The sequence below is a fragment of the Prevotella lacticifex genome (assembly GCF_019973375.1).
GTDB classification, from domain to species: domain Bacteria; phylum Bacteroidota; class Bacteroidia; order Bacteroidales; family Bacteroidaceae; genus Prevotella; species Prevotella lacticifex.
In genome coordinates this window covers 1-15,659 of the sequence record NZ_BPTV01000004.1, presented here as the reverse complement: position 1 = coordinate 15,659, position 15,659 = coordinate 1, and the positions used below count along the sequence as shown (strand labels likewise).

Here is a 15,659-nt window from a genome sequence, read left to right as displayed (position 1 = left end):
TGGGAACTGAGGTTGCGGTTTTGATGTAGGAACAGAACGATATACAACAACCAGGACAGCAAAAATGGCAACGATGATTCATCATCGCCTATTAACGCCCATCAACGCCCATCCGAGCCCCAAAACCACCCTTCAAACGCTGCTCAAACAACCTTCAAATCCCGTTTGAAGCGTTTTTTCGGAGTAGCCCCGAAAGGGGCCGACACCGACTTCTAATCGACTCCCTCTACTACGGCTCCTCCTGCCCTTGCTGTAGCCGCACGTCCCGTTCGCCGCAATACAATGCGGCGCCCTATATCTCCAATGCCGCTTCAGCGGCCATCTCCATCAACGCCGATGTCCTCGCAGCCTTCCTCCGCAAAATCTATGATGGCTTCGACACCTCCCATGAGATAGAGCCCTCCATTTGGCGAGAGGTCCTCCGCGTCATCAACTCCGCAACCGTCGAAGGGCTCTCCCAGTCCTCCAACCGCTCCCTCTCCGACGACTTCCTCGCTGCACTTCGCCACTCCAACGAGGTCTTCTCTGCATTCAAGGTCCATCAGATGGGCTCCGACATGGCTGCAAAGCTTCTCGACTCCAACGGCAATCTAAAGCCCTTCCGGCAGTGGCTCAATGATGTCTCCTCCATCTCCACACATCACTGTGGGGCATGGCTCCGCACTGAGTACGACACAGCGGTCATCCGGGCTCACAATGCGGCCGACTGGCAGTCGTTCCTACACAACAAGGATGTCATGCCTAACCTCCGGTGGATGCCAACAACATCACCTAATCCGGAATCCTCACACGAGGTTTACTGGAAGGCAAAGCTCACCCTCCCCGTCGACGACCCGTTCTGGACCAAACACCACCCAGGCGACCGCTGGAACTGCAAGTGCTCCCTCGAACAGACCGACGATCCCGTCAACCGTCCATCCGGTCTCGATGACTCCGTCGACCAGCCACAACGCGGTCTTGAGAACAACCCTGGAAAGGATGGACAGACTTTCTCCGATAATCACCCTTACTATCCTGCCTCATGTTCTGTGTGCCCGTTCAACAAAGGCAGCTTCAAAAACCGCCTCCTAAGTTTCTTCAGTAATCATAAGAAAGGAAAGGATTGCAACAACTGTCCTAAAGTCGATAAGAAGTTGCCAAGCAATCAAAATAAAGACAATAAGAAAGAAAAGCCAATGACAACAGACGAAAGAAGGTTTACGGAACTTCAAGGGATGTCGGGGAAGATGCGCTCAGATAAACTAAGAGAGATCATCTCTGATGGAACCTATAAGCCCGTGAAAGACCATAAAGGTGTTTTTGCTCGACTTGGTGCTGATAGTGAGCCGGATTATGAGAATCAGCTTTTTGCAGCCGATAGAGCTGTAGAGCATGGCAATACTGTTTATATTATGCCTAATCCTGGGGCACCTTCTCCGGATCTGGTCTTTGTCCGTAAAAATCTTATTAAAGACTACGAGTTGAAAACACTGCAAGGAAAAAATTCGGCAGGTAATAGACTTAAAAAATCTGGAGATCAATCAAATCGTGCACTACTTAGAATGGCTGTCGATTATAATGCTAGAGATCTTGCAAAAGAAGTAAAGAAATATTTTGATAAGAATCCTAATGGTGTCGAAGTGCTCATTTATAAGGGAATGAAAGAACTCTCTATTAGAAGAAGAGATCTCAACAAGGATTTTGTTAAACAGTTTATGTATAGATATTACAAATAAAAAAGCAGTCTTGCGACTGCTTAATGGAGTAGTGTAGGTCTATTCTTGCTCCCCTAGGAATACCACCCGATGGTCATTGCTGACGGCGCAAATATACCAATTAATTTCTATTCCGCAAAACTTTTAAAGATTATTTTTCATCATGGACGCAAAAAACATTCAATTCCTCGTCGAAAAGGCAAAAAATGACATCCTCCGCGAGGTCAACGACCGTCTCCCGCGAAATGTGGGCATAACGGCAGTCAACCACTTCCGGCAGAACTTCCGCGACGCTGGCTTCCGCGATGGGGGCATCCGCCCATGGCAGCGCACACGTCGGCAGGACTCCAATTCTCCCGATGCCAAGTACACCCCGCTCACCTCACGACGCGACCACCTCATGCGCTCCATAGAGTTTCAGGCACAGCCCGGGCAGGTCGTCATCTCAGACCCAGTGCCCTATGCTGCCATTCACAACGATGGGGGCGACATCTCTACGCGCCCCTCTGTCACGCCAAAGCTTCGCAGGTATGCTTGGCACATGGTCTACTCCCTCGCCGCCTCGCAGGGCAAGCTCCCCAAGGTCCTACCTCCAGAGGCTGCCAAGTGGAAGGCTCTCGCCTTGACAAGGAAGGCTAAGCTTTCCATTCACGCCCACATCCCGCAGCGCCAGTTCATAGGCGACTCGCAGGAACTCATTCAGAAACTCAACACGATTATCAATAACTCTTTAAAAACAATAAAAGATGGAATCATTACTCTTGCCAATCATTAATTACATTTCACAATCATTCCCCGAAATTCCTTACGTCGACGAGGACTACGGACAGCTCGAAGCCATCGACAACGAGAACATGGATAACTATCCCGTCGTATTCCCCTGCGTCCTCATCAATACGGATTCCGTCGACTGGTCGTCCCTTTCTGCAAAATCACAGAAAGGCAATGCGCACATCTGCGTCCGGCTCTGCATCGACTGTTATGCCGACACGCACTTCGGCTCTAACACTACAGATAAAATAAAGGAACGCGCCGACCTTGTCCACTCCCTCCACGCCGCGCTCCAGACCTACCGACCACTCGCCGTCGGCGCGCTCGTCAGAACCAAGTCAAAGTTCTACGCCTGGTTCCAGTTGCGGTTGATGTGGGAATAGAACGATATACAACTGGAAATCAGATGTATTGAGTATTGTCCAGTTGCGGTTTGATGTAGGAATAGAACGATATACAACGTACTTGCCGGTCTCACCCGCGGCCGTTACGTTGCGGTCTGATGTAGGAATAGAACGATATACAACAACACCTGGCGCTCATCAATCAAGCTGTGGGTTGCGGTTTGATGTAGGAATAGAACCATAGGAAAAGATAGGCGGCACTACTTTTGATAAGATAGGCTGCTCTCGGGAATGAAAAGAAAAACGATGTTTTTCTTTGTCATCCCACTCGTTTGTACTATCTTTGGGTAAGATAGGCTGCACCTCGGAAATAAAAATAAAACGCGTTTTATTTTGTATTTCCCTCGGTTTGCACTATCTTTGCAAAAAAAGAAAGGAATAATGAATGAAACCGATACTCAACGACTATCACAAGAAGATCAACGAGGTGAAACTCCAGTCCGTGGAATCCTGGAGCAAGCTGAAACTGTCGCACAAAGAGTGCTTAAATCAATTCAAGCGGTTGCGGGAACAACGGATTGCAAGAGAGTCCAAATCGCTCGCTTAACAGATTTTGCCAAGAATAACAAATGCTGGATAGATTCACCTGAATCACTTGGCGATTTTGCTGATAGAGGTTCGGAGAACGAAGTTTATCTATCCAAAGACAATGATGTTGTTTATAAACTGAATGACTTCCGTTATTCAGACGATAATCTTACGCCATTCTTTGACCGTATCAAAGCTCATAATACTTATTTCCCTGATTGTGCCTACACCTTGATAGGCTTTGCAAAGAATCGGGATGGTAAAACGTGTGCGGTACTAAGCCAACCTTATATCATATCAGGTAGAGAAGCTACAGAAGATGAAATAATGGAAGAGTTGATAAGATTAGGATTTATTCCTCAGATGGATGGAGAATATTACACGAATGGCATTCATGACATCTTTGACGCTTCACCCAACAATGTTTTGGTAGGTATCGACGGCAATCTCTATTTTATCGATACCATTATCTATAGGTCCGATGATGCCAATCCAGATACCTACCATAAACAGTCGCCCCAATATCAATGAAGCGTTAAAACGTAACCGTTTAACTAATAGACGTATTGGTTTCTATTATGTTTCAACAGTTATCTCTTTCTCAGCTGTAGTCCTCCAATGAACCGCAGGGTCTGCTCATAGATGGCATTGACAGGCATTGAAGAAACACCGCTCCTTATTGAGGTCACGGATGGCGTCCATCTCGGCTTGTGAAAGAGCGAAGTCTATCGTGGAGATGTTCTCCTTAATATAGCCGTGGTCGGTGGCTCCAGGAATGACAGAGAACCCTATCTGCATCACCTGCGGACGTATTTCTGCACTGTGGCTTCTACCATGTTTTTAACAGATTTTAATCATGATATCACTACACGGTAAAATACAGCTACTTTTATGGGGAAAAATCAAGCCCACGTCGATGAGGACTACGGACAGCTCGAGGCCATCGACAACGAGAACATGGATAACTATCCCGTCGTATTCCCCTGCGTCCTCATCAACACCGACTCCGTCGACTGGTCTTCCCTTTCCGCTAAATCGCAGAAAGGCACTGCGCACATCTGCGTACGGCTCTGCATCGACTGTTATGCCGACACGCACTTCGGCTCCGGCACCACCGATAAAATAAAGGAACGCGCCAGTCTCGTCCATAGACTCCACGAATCACTACAGACCTACCGGCCACTCGCCGTCGGAGCATTCGTCAGAACCAAGTCAAAGTTCTACGCCTGGTTCCAGTTGCGGTTGATGTGGGAATAGAACGATATACAAAATTTGGAAAAATAGATGGAACCATGTTGATGTTGTGATGAGAAAATCGCTGCTGTACTACAAAAAACCAACAAATTCGAGCCCGGGATCATTCGTGATTCCGGGCTTTTCCGTTCAGTGATGGTAAGGCTGTCTGTCGTGATGGACTTTTCGGCTCAAGCGTTCTCCTCTTTTACGTAATGTGGATGGCTGTCGTCGCCTAAGTCAGGACGATAGCGGAAGCCGTCGACGGTGAAGGCGGTTAAGTCCTGCGGATTGACGATACGGTTTTTAACGACAAACCGGGTCATAGCGCCGCGGCAGCCTTTGGCGTACATGGCTACAGTCTTGAATTCCAAGCCTTTATCGACGAGGAACAGTGGTTTAATGACGGTGACCTGCGCCTCGACTTTCTTCCAGTCGCACATGCGTTCAAACTCCGTTGTGGCCAGGTCGAGGAGGATGCCGTCGTCGTCGCAGACCCGCTTGATGAGGACATCGGTGAGACGGTCCCGCCACCATGTCTGCAATGGTTTGCCATCGGTGATGTTAAGTCGGACGTTGGCCGGCATACGGTAGAGATGGATGAGGTCGAGGGGACGGAGAAGACCGTAGAGAAACGACATCGTCAGGACATGGTCCTGGGCAAAGGTGAAGTTGGATGGCGAGAAATCGTTGGCTTTCAGGTATTTATATGCTTGTCCGTAGTAAGTTAAGATGGCTGGAACAGCCGTACTGCCGGAGAAAGACAGAAACCGCTGACGGTTCTCCATGGCTATCGCCTTACTGCAACTGAACAGCTTGGCAATCTCATTGACGCTCTTTCCGGCCATTTCGGCTGCGATGGCTGTGGCCTCCGACAGGAAGAGTGGGGTAGTGGTATGGACGGTGGACTCAGTAGCCACAGCATCGCGCATAATCTTGGCATCTGCAAGGATGATCTGCATAAGAATGGTTTGTTGGTTGCCGCAAAATTACAGTAATGTGCGGACATGACAAAGAAAAAGTCTGGAAAATGCAGTGTTGTCATCAATAAAAACGACATACTTGATATTTTCCGCTGACTGCGCAAGGCTTATTTCGACTTTGCCGACGACCACAAGAGAAGCAGCCTGCAAATGTACTATGCGCTTAAAAATGAAAAAAATGCCATTGCAGAATACGGATACACAAATATATTGTATCTTTGCAATGGGAAAGGAATTACGTGACTGTGAATTCCAATGAATGGTAAGAAATCTGACAAGTAGATGCCGTAAACCGGAGAAAAATAATTAAAAAGCTAAGCTATGACAAAGAAACAGATTATCAAGCTGTTCGGTGAGAAGAATATTCGCACCGTATGGGACGACAAGGAAGAAAAATGGTACTTCTCTATTGTGGACGTGGTCGGAGTATTAACTGACAGTAAAGATCCTACTGCCTATTGGCGGAAACTGAAACAGCGTCTAAAAGCTGAGGGTAATGAAACCGTGACAAATTGTCACGCTTTGAAGTTAAAGGCTGCTGATGGAAAGATGCGCAAAACTGATGTTGCCGACCAGGAGCAACTGTTCCGCCTCATCCAGTCCATTCCCTCCCCTAAGGCTGAGCCTTTCAAGCAGTGGATGGCGCAGGTGGCAAGTACGCGCATCGACCAGATGCAAGACCCGGAACTTGATATTCAGCAGGCTGTTGCCGACTACAAGCGCCTCGGCTATTCCGACCGTTGGATCAACCAGCGCATAAAGTCCATTGAGGTGCGCAAGGAGCTTACCGACGAATGGAAACGCACCGGTGTTAAGGAGGGCTTTGAATTCGCGTCACTAACGGATATTATCACCAAGGAATGGAGCGGCATGACCACAAAGCAGTATAAGCAACATAAAGGTCTGAAGAAAGAGAATCTTCGCGATAATATGACGAATCTTGAGATGGCATTCAATATCCTTGCTGAGGCATCGGCTACCGAACTCTCCAAGCAACGCGACCCTAAGGGCTACGGCCAGCAGAAGGACGTGGCTAAGGATGGTGGAAGCGTGGCTAAGGTGGCGCGGGAGAAACTCGAGTCGCAACTCGGCCATTCTGTCATCTCCAGTTCGAAGGCAAGCGATTATCTGCCGCCCGTTGAGGATGCCGATGCAAAAGAACTGCCGGAGAGCTGACGGTGATTTGTAGGGTGCCGATGAGATTGAAACTGGATTGGGAAAATGTGCCACGATTAGTATTTCACAATAATCAATTCCATGCCAACTCACTGGATGAGCTAAGTGCCCTTTATTCAAAACAATGCTATCAGTTTGGCTTTGTGGCAATTAGCTGCCTATAATTCTGCTTGCCGGGCGACGGAATTCAAAGATTTCGGTGCTTTTGAGGGGTCTCACAAACTTGTATCACACAACATGTGTGACACAAGCTTGTACTTTCGGGGGCACTATTATTCATCCTCCACGAACGCAAGGAATATCTCTGCTTGCTTGGCGAGCTGCGCCTTCTGCTCCTCAGTGAGAATCATGCGGCCCTCGGTCCAGGCCTCAATGTTCAGTGCTATGCCCGTTTGTCCCTCTGTCATCACGTTGGCCTTCAGCACTGTAAGCAGTGTGGTGAGCAACTTACGGCATCCGGCTGTGGCGCCCTTGCCTCCGGCTCCGGTGAGCGTAAATTTCTTTCCTTTGAGCACTGTCGGCGCGTTGCGGTCGGCAGGGTCTACAGGACGCGAGAGCCAGTCGATGAGGTTCTTCACACGTCCCGGATAGGAATAGTTATACTCCGGAGTGAAAATCCAAACGCCATCGGCCTCGGCCACAGCCTTACGCGCCTCGGCGACAGCCTGTGGAGCCGGATATTCGTCGTCCTGGTTGATAAATGGCACCTGAGAATAGTCCAGTTCCGTCACTTCGGCCCTGCCCTTTAGCATGTCCCTGACCATCTCGCTAAGTTCTCTGTTGAAGCTCTGCTTGCGCAGTGAGCCAATGATGAATAGTATCTTTTTCATATCAGTAGGATTGTTGTTGTTGCAAAGATACGTTTTTCTCTTTATAATCTTGCATCTTTCTTGCACATTTACTTTTTTTTCTTTACTTTTGTATCATTGAAACACTAATCGTATTTTACTGATATGAAACCAAAATATATTATTGTGGTCTTTGCGACACTGCTGTGCTGCTCCGTGTGGGCAGGTATGCAGCGATATTGTTGTGCCGAGAAAGAAATGGTAGCCGATATGAACCAGGCATTAGCCCAGACCCTGCGCCACAAGCAGGAGGCATGGATAACTCCCGACACCATCCGCGACTATCGCAGCAACTTGCGGTTAGCGGTGCTCCGCCGTCAGTCCCTGATATGCTATGCCGACGATGTGGACCCGAAAACTGTTGCCAGCAGCAAGATGGCATGGGGACGTGGCGGTCGTCGTGTGGTTTTCCGGGGCTATGCCAACTGCTCCGTGGCTTCGGTGCTGGCCCTCTCCGACCAGCGCATGCCGCTGTCGCTGTTCGCCTTGTCGCTGCTTTGGCTCGCAGGCTCACTGATGTGGACGCGCCGTCGGCTCGTAGCGATTGCCGGAGGCTTTGGCGGCCTGCGCCTTGATGAAGCCTCACAGACATTCTATGATGAGCATCAGGAGCCTGTCCACTTCACCGCCATGCAACGCCAGTTGATGCTGATGTTCTTTGCCGATGAGCATCACAGCTTGCGCAAGGAGGACATCTGCCAGGCACTTTGGCCGAAGAAGCCCGATGCCAGCGACACGCTCTACACGCTCATCCGACGGCTGAAACCCGTACTCGACAAGAACAGTAACCTCACCATTACGACAGAAAGAGGCGGTAAATATCAATTGTCAGACAGATGTCAGTCTCATTCTTAGGCGTTTAGCCATTTGCTTCCTATCTTTGCAACAAAAACAAACAGCAAAGATATGAAGCAGATTTTCTTTCTCCTTATGCTTGCGTTTGGCGCGGTGACAGTGGGCTATGCACAGATTCACGGCAGCGCCAAGCCTTCCTCTTCTTTACCCGCAGACACGGCGGTAGTGCTCAAAGGCGTTACCGTGGAGGCGGCGCGCGTGACTTTCCGTCCCGACGGACGCCATATTATCCCGTCGGTGGCTCAGCGCGCAAGTGCCTCCAACGGCTACGCCCTCCTCCATCTTCTCAGCCTTCCTCAGCTTCAGGTGGATGCCGTGCGCCATACCATTGCCGACCGCCTCAACCGTGGCGAAGTGCAGGTGCGCATCAACGGTGCCATTGCGGCTAAGTCCGACCTGATAGCACTCGACCCAAAGCGTGTCACCTCCATCGACTATATCGACAATACCGGCGTGCGATATGGACAGGACATTGCCTTCGTCATCGATATCCACACACGGCGTAGTGACGCAGGATACGAGCTCGGCACCGACCTTACGCAGGCACTGGCCCGCTATAGCGACGACATGGTCTATGCAAAGGTCAACAGAGGTAAATCGGAATGGGCACTGACTTACAACTTCTTCTATAAGGACAACCGCAACGAGAAAGCACGCACCCTCACCGATTACCTGCTCACCGACGGCACCCACGACATCGTCTCGCGTGTGGACAAGCAGAATCGGAGCAGAGCGGCTGGCAATACGGTCGCACTGAAATACAATCGGGCTGACACGCTCGGCAATGTCTTGCAGGCAAAGCTGACGGCCGACTTCACCCATTGTCCGGGCAATGACGTGCTGACAGATGTCAATGGCACGGATGTGAAGAACTTCTCCCGCGACCGATCGTTCTCTCCTGTTCTCGACCTCTATCTTGTCAGAATGTTAGGTCGTCACCAGAGCATCACGGCCAACGTGGTGGGCACGCACATCCACACACGTTCCTATAACTATATGGATGAGGGCGGCCCTTACGCCTACCATGTCAAGGGCAACACGTCGTCACTCATCGGGGAAGCCATCTATGAGAACCGGCTCAAGCCCTTCACGCTGTCCTTGGGTGCCAACTACCAACTCAAATACACGCGCAACAGCTATACCGATGATGTCGATGCCATCAACCGACTTCATAATCAGTATGTCTATGGCTTTGCCCAACTCAAGGGCTGTCTTGGCGCACTGACCTATGTGGCCGGTCTTGGCGTGAGCAACCAACGCTATACCCAGGGTGAGGCGCATTACAATTTCAATCTCTTCCGACCCCAAGCCACGTTAGCCTATAACTTCGGTCATGGACTGAGTCTGAGCTATGACTTTAAGCAGTATGGCTTTTTCAGCCGCATCGCGATGATCGGTGATGCGACCATCCGCACCAACGGACGTGAGTGGACGATGGGGTCTCCCAACCTCAAGCCCAACCGCTGCGACGAACATACGTTGCGTTTCAACTATTCCTCACCACGATGGAACAACACGCTGATGGCTGACTATCGTGACCATTCCCATTGCAACATGGCTGCGTACCTCCGTACTGACGATAACCGGTTTGTCTATACTCAGCGTAATCAGCGGGGCATCAGGATGTTATACTTCACCGACAACCTCTCTTACACTATCATCCCGGAGCGTCTTGTGGCCAATGTCAACGGCGGCTTCTTCCGCTACTTCAACTTTGGCGACGACTACACACATGTGCATAACTTCTGGATGGTGGGTGGCAGTCTGCAAGCCTATTTGGGACGTTGGACGCTCACGGCGCAAGCCGACAATGGCTACCGCTTTCTCGAAGGCGAGAATCTCGGATGGAACTATGGCATACCGGCTTTGCAATGCAGCTATCAGGTCGGCTCCTGCTCCGTGTCCTTGACGTGGGACCATTGTTTCATGGCCAATCCCAAGGCGATTTCTTCCCACCTGCTCAACCGCTATATGCACAAGGACTATGAGCTCCGCAGCAAAACCATCGGAAATTTCGTTTCTCTCAACTTCACGTGGAAACTTACTCACGGCAGGAGCTACAAAGAAGCACAGCGCAAGCTCAACAACAAAGATACGCAGACGGGGATCATCGGCAGAAATTGAGGAATAGGGTAGCTTTACTCTTTTTTACCTTTTTACCGTTCAACGATCTCTGGCCGCTTCAACATAGAAGTGCAATCGGCAGACAGGTATAACCTCAATAATATATACCTGAAAACACCGAGGGGCAGGGGCGAGAAGGATCCGAAGTCCCAGTACCCAATAAGGATTCGCTTCTCCGGTACCCCTAAAAGACTCGAATTTCACGGTACCGGAAGGATCCCCCCCCTTACCACCCCCTCAAAAAAGACTCGAACCTTTTAATCCTACTAATTTGTTTGACTGCCTAAATTGATGATGTCAATTCTTTGCTTTCAGTGATTTTCATTATCTTTGCAAGCAAAAGCGTTCATTATTTGAAACCGGATTGAATTCATGAAGATATTAGGAAATATCATTTGGCTCGTCTTTGGAGGATTGGGCATCGCAGTGGAGTACTTCGTTTCATCACTCCTGCTGATGATCACCATCATCGGCATACCATTCGGCATAGCCACCCTTCGGTTGGGTATTCTCGCGTTGTGGCCATTTGGCTCACATGTTGTTGACCAGCCGCAGGACGCTGGATGTCTTAACATGATCATGAATGTACTTTGGTTCTTCGTTGGTGGCATTTGGATTGCGCTGACCCATCTCGGCTTTGGCTTGCTCCTGAGCATAACCATCGTGGGCCTTCCATGGGGTATGATGCACTTCCGGCTGATGCGCCTGGCACTGGCACCATTCGGGAAGGAAATAGTCAACAACGATTTCTAAGACATAGACAACATGATAACTACGTTTGCCTTCCATGGATTGCGCCGCATGTCAGTGCTTTCACTCCTTGTGGCTATACAGGCAACGATGTTATTCTCTTGTCGGGCAGCTCTATTATGATTGACATTATGAACAGACAGATACAGGCACTTCATTTCGATGAGCTCTCTGCGCGTCAACTGTTTCATATTTTGAAACTGAGGCAAGATATATTTTCTTAGAGGAGAATATTATTTATCCCGACCTTGACGACATGGACGAAGACAGCATCCATGTCTTTGCCACCACAGAAAAGGACAACAAGACTATTACCGTATCCTATGCCCGGATATATTTCGATCCTGTGGAGAAGCATGTTAAGGTAGGACGCGTGGCGACAGCTTCCGCTTATCGTGGACAAGGCCTTGGTGGAAAGGTAATGAGACGCTGCTGCGAGGTGGCATGGGATCGCTTCAAAGCTTCTGAAGTATGGCTTGATGCCCAGCTCCATGCCGTTGATTTCTACAAGTTAATGGGCTTCCAGGTCGTCTCCGATGTCTTCATGGAAGCCGGCATTGAACATGTCAGAATGATATGGAGGAATCTTTTTTAGGTATTCATCCCAGATTTTCGTTAGTCTCCTTTTCATAGAGCTCTATAGGAAGGCTGTCTGGATCTTGCAGGAACGTAAAACGCTTGCCGGTATACTCATCTATGCGAGCGTCTTCATGCGCAATACCGAGCCTGTCCAGTTCCTCTATGGCATCATCCAGCGAATCAACCTCAAAGGCGAGATGGCGAAGACCTGTCGCCTCCGGACGTGAAACACGGTGGGGTGGGGAAGGAAAAGAAAATAATTCTATGACATACTGTCCGTTGAGCGCAAGGTCTGTCTTGTACGACTGACGGGCCGTTCGATAATGCTCGGCTATTACGGTCATGCCGAGTACTTGCGTGTAAAACTCCAGACTGCACTTGTAATCGGAGCAGATGATGGCAATGTGGTGTACTTTTCTAAGATTGAGCATGGGTATATTATTTTATTGATTCATCTGTGATTACCTCCACCATTTACTGAAAGTCTGCCGCTCTTTTAGCTTTACCTGTTCACCGATACGAGGGGTGAGCAACTGCCAGGGTTTGCCCTGAGCATTGGCATAGATGCTGTCGAGCGGCTCCGTCCAGGAGTGGTTGGCAAGGGCACATTTTGAGTTATGGTAGGTCAGCACGCGACGGGCACCGAGCTCGCTGATGACTGTTGGCAGTTCACGGGGGAGCGTGTGGATATAGCGCCAACCCTCATCATACTGTCCGTTTTCCAAAATGGCGAGGTCGATGCCCGGATATTGCTTACCAAACCTTTTGAACCGTTCGTCGTAGCCTCCGTCGCCAGAAACGAAAATGCGGCGCGGACCGTCGATGAGGTAGGAAGCCCATAGCGTTTTGTGCTGTCCTATACGGCCGGAGAAATGGCGTGTAGGCAGACAGCGGAGGGTGATCGACTCGTTGACGGCAATGCTGTCCTGCCAGTCAAGGTCGTGAATCCTTTTCGGGTCGTAGCCCCAGTATTCAAAGTGCTCGCCGATGCCGAGGGCACAGACAACCTGACCGACACGGTCTTTCAAAGCCGTCACCGTCTTCCAGTCGAGATGGTCCCAGTGGTCATGGGTGATGACAAGGTAATCGACTTCGGGAATATCATCGACAGTATAGACATCAGCGCCTTTGAACGGGCGCATGAACCACCACACGGGCAATCGGTTGGTCAGCACGGGGTCGAAGAGGAAGCGCACGCCACCGGTCTGAATAAAGACCGTGGAGTGGCCAAGCCAGACGCAAACCTCTTCAGAGCGGGGGATGTCCTTCAGCGATGATTTTACTGTTGGCACGTTGCTGTCAGGATGCAGATTCTTCACCTTGCCAAACAGAAACTTATACATCTGGGCGAAGAATCCGTCATCACCTGTCAGCGTCGGTGTCTCGTGCATATTGACAAACTCGCCGTCGCGCCACTGTGGTGACTGCTTACACCGTTCCAACCGTTCTCCACGCGGCTGACGGCCTACAGCCACCCAGAACTCGTAGCCTTGCCAGCATATAAACAAACTAGAGTTTCCCACTTGGAGAACCCCTTTATAAAAAGGCTTTCCCAAAGGGTATGCGCATCTTTAACTTTTCAAAAAACTTTTTATGAGCAGTAGAATATTGCATTATCGGACTTCTCCTTTTAAGGTCATTTGCCCTTTCACATTTATTAAGCACTTGTTAAACTACTTTGTTTATGGGCATCCTGCTATTTGAACTTTTCAGAAACCCCTTGTTTATGGGCATTTTGAACAAGTGGGAAACTTTAGTAAACAAAGCCACTACCAATAGAATGCAGTATATCATCGTTCGCTTCATCTTTTCTTGTATTCTGTTACCGTCTGCACCGTCCATGTGCTGAAGGCACGAAGAAACGAAGTGGTATCCTGGTAAAATACGTATTTCATCTTTATCTTATTTTGTGTGCTAAGTTACATAAAATTTATGAATTCTTTGATAGTTGCATCTCATAATTTTGCTTCGTCATCAGTTTCATGGGGATGACCGGTGTCATTTGGTGGATTTCCGAGTGCAAAGGTACGACAAAATGTGCAACATCTCCGTGGATATTGCGCCAACCATGTGGCAGATTGTGCCAAAATAATTATATGGGAACCATGGTGCCGATGAGCTGATAGGTCTCATGAGGGAAGTGGTGGCGATGTGTCGAGCGTAAAAAAGCCTTGAAATGTTTGGTAAATACAAATAAACTAAATAAATTTGCTATTGACGAAGAAGCCCAAGCGAAGTGAGGAATTAATCAATCAAAACATAATACGGATAAATATGGAAAAAGAGAATTTGAAGGAGATATATCTTGCCGGAGGATGCTTCTGGGGCACAGAGCATTACCTAAAGCAGATTGATGGAGTGGTGGACACTGAGGTTGGCTTTGCCAATGGCAGAACGGAAAACCCGACTTACAAAGAGGTATGCACCGACAAGACCGGCTTTGCTGAGACCGTCCATGTTACGTACGATCCGGCGAAGGTGTCGTTGAAGTTCCTGTTGGAGATGTATTTCAAGGCCATCGACCCAACAAGTATTAATCGCCAGGGCCACGACACGGGAACGCAGTACCGCACTGGTGTCTATTACACCGATATTGCTGACGAGAAGATTATCAATGCGGTCTTTGCCGAAGAGCAGAAGTACATCAACGGAAAGATTGCCGTTGAGAACCAGCCTTTACAGAACTTCTACAAAGCGGAGGATTATCACCAGGATTATCTCGACAAGAATCCTGACGGTTACTGCCATCTGCCGCAAAGCTTGTTCGAGTTTGCGCGCAAGGCAAAGGACAGTCATGCCGACAGACAATAGTTAAAGGACTTAATATTACTTTATTATGATTGACGAAATACTGGAGAACAACCGCCGCTTCGTTGCCGGGAAGGGCTACGTAAAGCATATCACTGATGGCAAGCCGTCAGGCAAGACGCTTATTGTCACGTGTATGGACACCCGTCTGAGCGTAATGCTGCCTGAGGCATTAGGCATCAAGAATGGCGAGGTGAAGATGGTTAAGGTGGCAGGCGGTGTCATCCTCGACGACTACGACGCTGTCATGCGGTCCATCATCGTAGGCATCTATGAGCTGGGCATTGAGGAGATCATGCTCATCCACCATACCGATTGCGGTGCCGGAAAGATGACCGGCGAGCACATGGAGCATCTGATTCGAGAGCGGATTTCCGCTGACAAGGTAGCGGAAGTGGAACAGCACCTCGACCTCCGCCAGTGGCTCAACGGCTTCGGCGACACGGAAAAGAGCGTGCGGGCGACAATGCGACGGGTGAAGAACCATCCGCTCGTTCCCGACAACATCATTGTCCGCGGTTTTATCATTGACTCCACAACTGGAGCGCTCACGGAATTGAATACGTAATCATTCAACATTAATAATTTAATCGGCAATTGAATATGAAGCATTTCTTTTTACTTTTATCAATGGTAGTATTCTGTATCCAAGCTTCATTTGCCAACGATACAGCATGTGATAGCATGGCTGTTACCATGGTACGCTATGAGCAAAATTGGGATGATACAGAAGGAACGCTATCCCTTCGGAATCATACGAAACAAACGATTTGTAATGTAATAAAGAAACCTCCATTTGAGACACTATACACCAAGCATAGCAACTAGCTCTTCTATATATTTAAGCATGGTTGCCGTACCCCATTTTCCACCATCTTTGGTTCTCACCTTCTTGTATTTTGAAAG

At 49.1% G+C, this 15,659-nt stretch carries 17 protein-coding genes and 1 pseudogene; 12 read left to right on the top strand and 6 right to left on the bottom strand.

The features are described from left to right. Positions 1-311: 311 nt before the first annotated feature. Complete coding sequence (locus tag LDN30_RS15485) at positions 312-542, bottom strand: hypothetical protein (RefSeq protein ID WP_223930217.1); 231 nt, start codon at positions 540-542, stop codon at positions 312-314. Positions 543-557: 15 nt separating this feature from the next. Between LDN30_RS15485 and LDN30_RS15480 the strand changes: the two genes are divergently transcribed. The 4 genes from LDN30_RS15480 (at position 558) to LDN30_RS15465 (ending at position 3,928) form a co-directional block, all read left to right on the top strand. Continuing rightward, positions 558-1,715, top strand: a complete 1,158-nt coding sequence (locus LDN30_RS15480; protein ID WP_223930215.1) for a phage head morphogenesis protein — start codon at positions 558-560, stop codon at positions 1,713-1,715. A 142-nt stretch (positions 1,716-1,857) separates the two neighbouring features. After that, entirely contained in the window at positions 1,858-2,469 is a 612-nt protein-coding gene (locus LDN30_RS15475; RefSeq protein WP_223930213.1) for a phage virion morphogenesis family protein, read from the top strand. Next, the gene (locus tag LDN30_RS15470) at positions 2,441-2,848 is read left to right on the top strand and encodes a hypothetical protein (protein WP_223927123.1); all 408 of its coding nucleotides are present in this window, start codon (positions 2,441-2,443) and stop codon (positions 2,846-2,848) included. The genes LDN30_RS15475 and LDN30_RS15470 overlap by 29 nt, the downstream gene beginning before the upstream one ends. Before the next feature lie 402 nt (positions 2,849-3,250). Continuing rightward, positions 3,251-3,928, top strand: coding sequence for a putative polyvalent protein kinase domain-containing protein (locus LDN30_RS15465; RefSeq protein WP_223930211.1), 678 nt, complete (start codon positions 3,251-3,253; stop codon positions 3,926-3,928). Positions 3,929-4,033: 105 nt separating this feature from the next. Here the strand turns inward: LDN30_RS15465 and LDN30_RS15460 are convergent, their stop codons facing one another. Next, positions 4,034-4,198 carry a hypothetical protein gene (locus LDN30_RS15460; RefSeq protein WP_223930209.1) on the bottom strand — a complete coding sequence of 55 codons (165 nt, stop codon included), beginning with the start codon at positions 4,196-4,198 and terminating at the stop codon, positions 4,034-4,036. A gap of 90 nt (positions 4,199-4,288) precedes the next feature. Here LDN30_RS15460 and LDN30_RS15455 point away from each other — a divergent pair, with 90 nt between their 5' ends. Beyond that, positions 4,289-4,654: a hypothetical protein gene (locus LDN30_RS15455; protein ID WP_223930207.1), complete on the top strand. Its 366-nt coding sequence runs from the start codon at positions 4,289-4,291 to the stop codon at positions 4,652-4,654. Between the two features lie 167 nt (positions 4,655-4,821). On the opposite strand, the gene LDN30_RS15450 is transcribed toward LDN30_RS15455, so the two are convergent. Further along, positions 4,822-5,592 carry a YaaA family protein gene (locus tag LDN30_RS15450; RefSeq protein WP_223930205.1) on the bottom strand — a complete coding sequence of 257 codons (771 nt, stop codon included), beginning with the start codon at positions 5,590-5,592 and terminating at the stop codon, positions 4,822-4,824. 342 nt (positions 5,593-5,934) lie between these two features. Here LDN30_RS15450 and LDN30_RS15445 point away from each other — a divergent pair, with 342 nt between their 5' ends. After that, on the top strand, positions 5,935-6,789 hold the full coding sequence (locus LDN30_RS15445; protein WP_223930203.1) for a BRO-N domain-containing protein: 855 nt from the start codon (positions 5,935-5,937) through the stop codon (positions 6,787-6,789). 272 nt (positions 6,790-7,061) lie between these two features. Here the strand turns inward: LDN30_RS15445 and LDN30_RS15440 are convergent, their stop codons facing one another. Beyond that, positions 7,062-7,619 (bottom strand): NADPH-dependent FMN reductase, encoded by a 558-nt coding sequence (locus tag LDN30_RS15440; RefSeq protein WP_223927119.1) that lies wholly within the window; start codon positions 7,617-7,619, stop codon positions 7,062-7,064. 123 nt (positions 7,620-7,742) lie between these two features. Here LDN30_RS15440 and LDN30_RS15435 point away from each other — a divergent pair, with 123 nt between their 5' ends. The 4 genes from LDN30_RS15435 to LDN30_RS15420 all read left to right on the top strand — a co-directional run bounded on the left by LDN30_RS15435 (position 7,743) and on the right by LDN30_RS15420 (position 11,961). Continuing rightward, positions 7,743-8,492 (top strand): winged helix-turn-helix domain-containing protein, encoded by a 750-nt coding sequence (locus LDN30_RS15435; protein WP_223930201.1) that lies wholly within the window; start codon positions 7,743-7,745, stop codon positions 8,490-8,492. Between the two features lie 51 nt (positions 8,493-8,543). Further along, positions 8,544-10,616, top strand: a complete 2,073-nt coding sequence (locus LDN30_RS15430) for a TonB-dependent receptor (protein WP_223930199.1) — start codon at positions 8,544-8,546, stop codon at positions 10,614-10,616. 372 nt (positions 10,617-10,988) lie between these two features. Then, the gene (locus tag LDN30_RS15425; RefSeq protein WP_223930197.1) at positions 10,989-11,369 is read left to right on the top strand and encodes a YccF domain-containing protein; all 381 of its coding nucleotides are present in this window, start codon (positions 10,989-10,991) and stop codon (positions 11,367-11,369) included. Between the two features lie 211 nt (positions 11,370-11,580). After that, positions 11,581-11,961: a GNAT family N-acetyltransferase gene (locus LDN30_RS15420; RefSeq protein WP_373316576.1), complete on the top strand. Its 381-nt coding sequence runs from the start codon at positions 11,581-11,583 to the stop codon at positions 11,959-11,961. Positions 11,962-11,965: 4 nt separating this feature from the next. On the opposite strand, the gene gloA2 is transcribed toward LDN30_RS15420, so the two are convergent. Together gloA2 and LDN30_RS15410 are read right to left on the bottom strand one after the other, a co-directional pair. After that, positions 11,966-12,376, bottom strand: coding sequence for an SMU1112c/YaeR family gloxylase I-like metalloprotein (gene gloA2 / locus LDN30_RS15415; RefSeq protein ID WP_223930193.1), 411 nt, complete (start codon positions 12,374-12,376; stop codon positions 11,966-11,968). A 30-nt stretch (positions 12,377-12,406) separates the two neighbouring features. After that, on the bottom strand, positions 12,407-13,468 hold the full coding sequence (locus LDN30_RS15410) for an MBL fold metallo-hydrolase (protein ID WP_223930191.1): 1,062 nt from the start codon (positions 13,466-13,468) through the stop codon (positions 12,407-12,409). A gap of 766 nt (positions 13,469-14,234) precedes the next feature. Between LDN30_RS15410 and msrA the strand changes: the two are divergent. Both msrA and LDN30_RS15400 read left to right on the top strand, forming a co-directional pair. Beyond that, positions 14,235-14,756, top strand: a pseudogene (gene msrA / locus LDN30_RS15405) (peptide-methionine (S)-S-oxide reductase MsrA); the annotation flags it as partial. A 25-nt stretch (positions 14,757-14,781) separates the two neighbouring features. After that, positions 14,782-15,321 (top strand): beta-class carbonic anhydrase, encoded by a 540-nt coding sequence (locus LDN30_RS15400; RefSeq protein ID WP_223930190.1) that lies wholly within the window; start codon positions 14,782-14,784, stop codon positions 15,319-15,321. The last annotated feature ends 338 nt before the right edge of the window (positions 15,322-15,659 follow it).

What these genes read in the sequence shown, in the direction of transcription:
- LDN30_RS15485 (WP_223930217.1), bottom strand. Translation starts at nt 542, where the DNA reads ATGGACCTTGAATGCAGAGAAGACCTCGTTGGAGTGGCGAAGTGCAGC.
- LDN30_RS15480 (WP_223930215.1), top strand. Translation starts at nt 558, where the DNA reads ATGGCTGCAAAGCTTCTCGACTCCAACGGCAATCTAAAGCCCTTCCGG.
- LDN30_RS15475 (WP_223930213.1), top strand. Translation starts at nt 1,858, where the DNA reads ATGGACGCAAAAAACATTCAATTCCTCGTCGAAAAGGCAAAAAATGAC.
- LDN30_RS15470 (WP_223927123.1), top strand. Translation starts at nt 2,441, where the DNA reads ATGGAATCATTACTCTTGCCAATCATTAATTACATTTCACAATCATTC.
- LDN30_RS15465 (WP_223930211.1), top strand. Translation starts at nt 3,251, where the DNA reads ATGAATGAAACCGATACTCAACGACTATCACAAGAAGATCAACGAGGT.
- LDN30_RS15455 (WP_223930207.1), top strand. Translation starts at nt 4,289, where the DNA reads ATGGGGAAAAATCAAGCCCACGTCGATGAGGACTACGGACAGCTCGAG.
- LDN30_RS15450 (WP_223930205.1), bottom strand. Translation starts at nt 5,592, where the DNA reads ATGCAGATCATCCTTGCAGATGCCAAGATTATGCGCGATGCTGTGGCT.
- LDN30_RS15445 (WP_223930203.1), top strand. Translation starts at nt 5,935, where the DNA reads ATGACAAAGAAACAGATTATCAAGCTGTTCGGTGAGAAGAATATTCGC.
- LDN30_RS15440 (WP_223927119.1), bottom strand. Translation starts at nt 7,619, where the DNA reads ATGAAAAAGATACTATTCATCATTGGCTCACTGCGCAAGCAGAGCTTC.
- LDN30_RS15435 (WP_223930201.1), top strand. Translation starts at nt 7,743, where the DNA reads ATGAAACCAAAATATATTATTGTGGTCTTTGCGACACTGCTGTGCTGC.
- LDN30_RS15430 (WP_223930199.1), top strand. Translation starts at nt 8,544, where the DNA reads ATGAAGCAGATTTTCTTTCTCCTTATGCTTGCGTTTGGCGCGGTGACA.
- LDN30_RS15425 (WP_223930197.1), top strand. Translation starts at nt 10,989, where the DNA reads ATGAAGATATTAGGAAATATCATTTGGCTCGTCTTTGGAGGATTGGGC.
- gloA2 (WP_223930193.1), bottom strand. Translation starts at nt 12,376, where the DNA reads ATGCTCAATCTTAGAAAAGTACACCACATTGCCATCATCTGCTCCGAT.
- LDN30_RS15400 (WP_223930190.1), top strand. Translation starts at nt 14,782, where the DNA reads ATGATTGACGAAATACTGGAGAACAACCGCCGCTTCGTTGCCGGGAAG.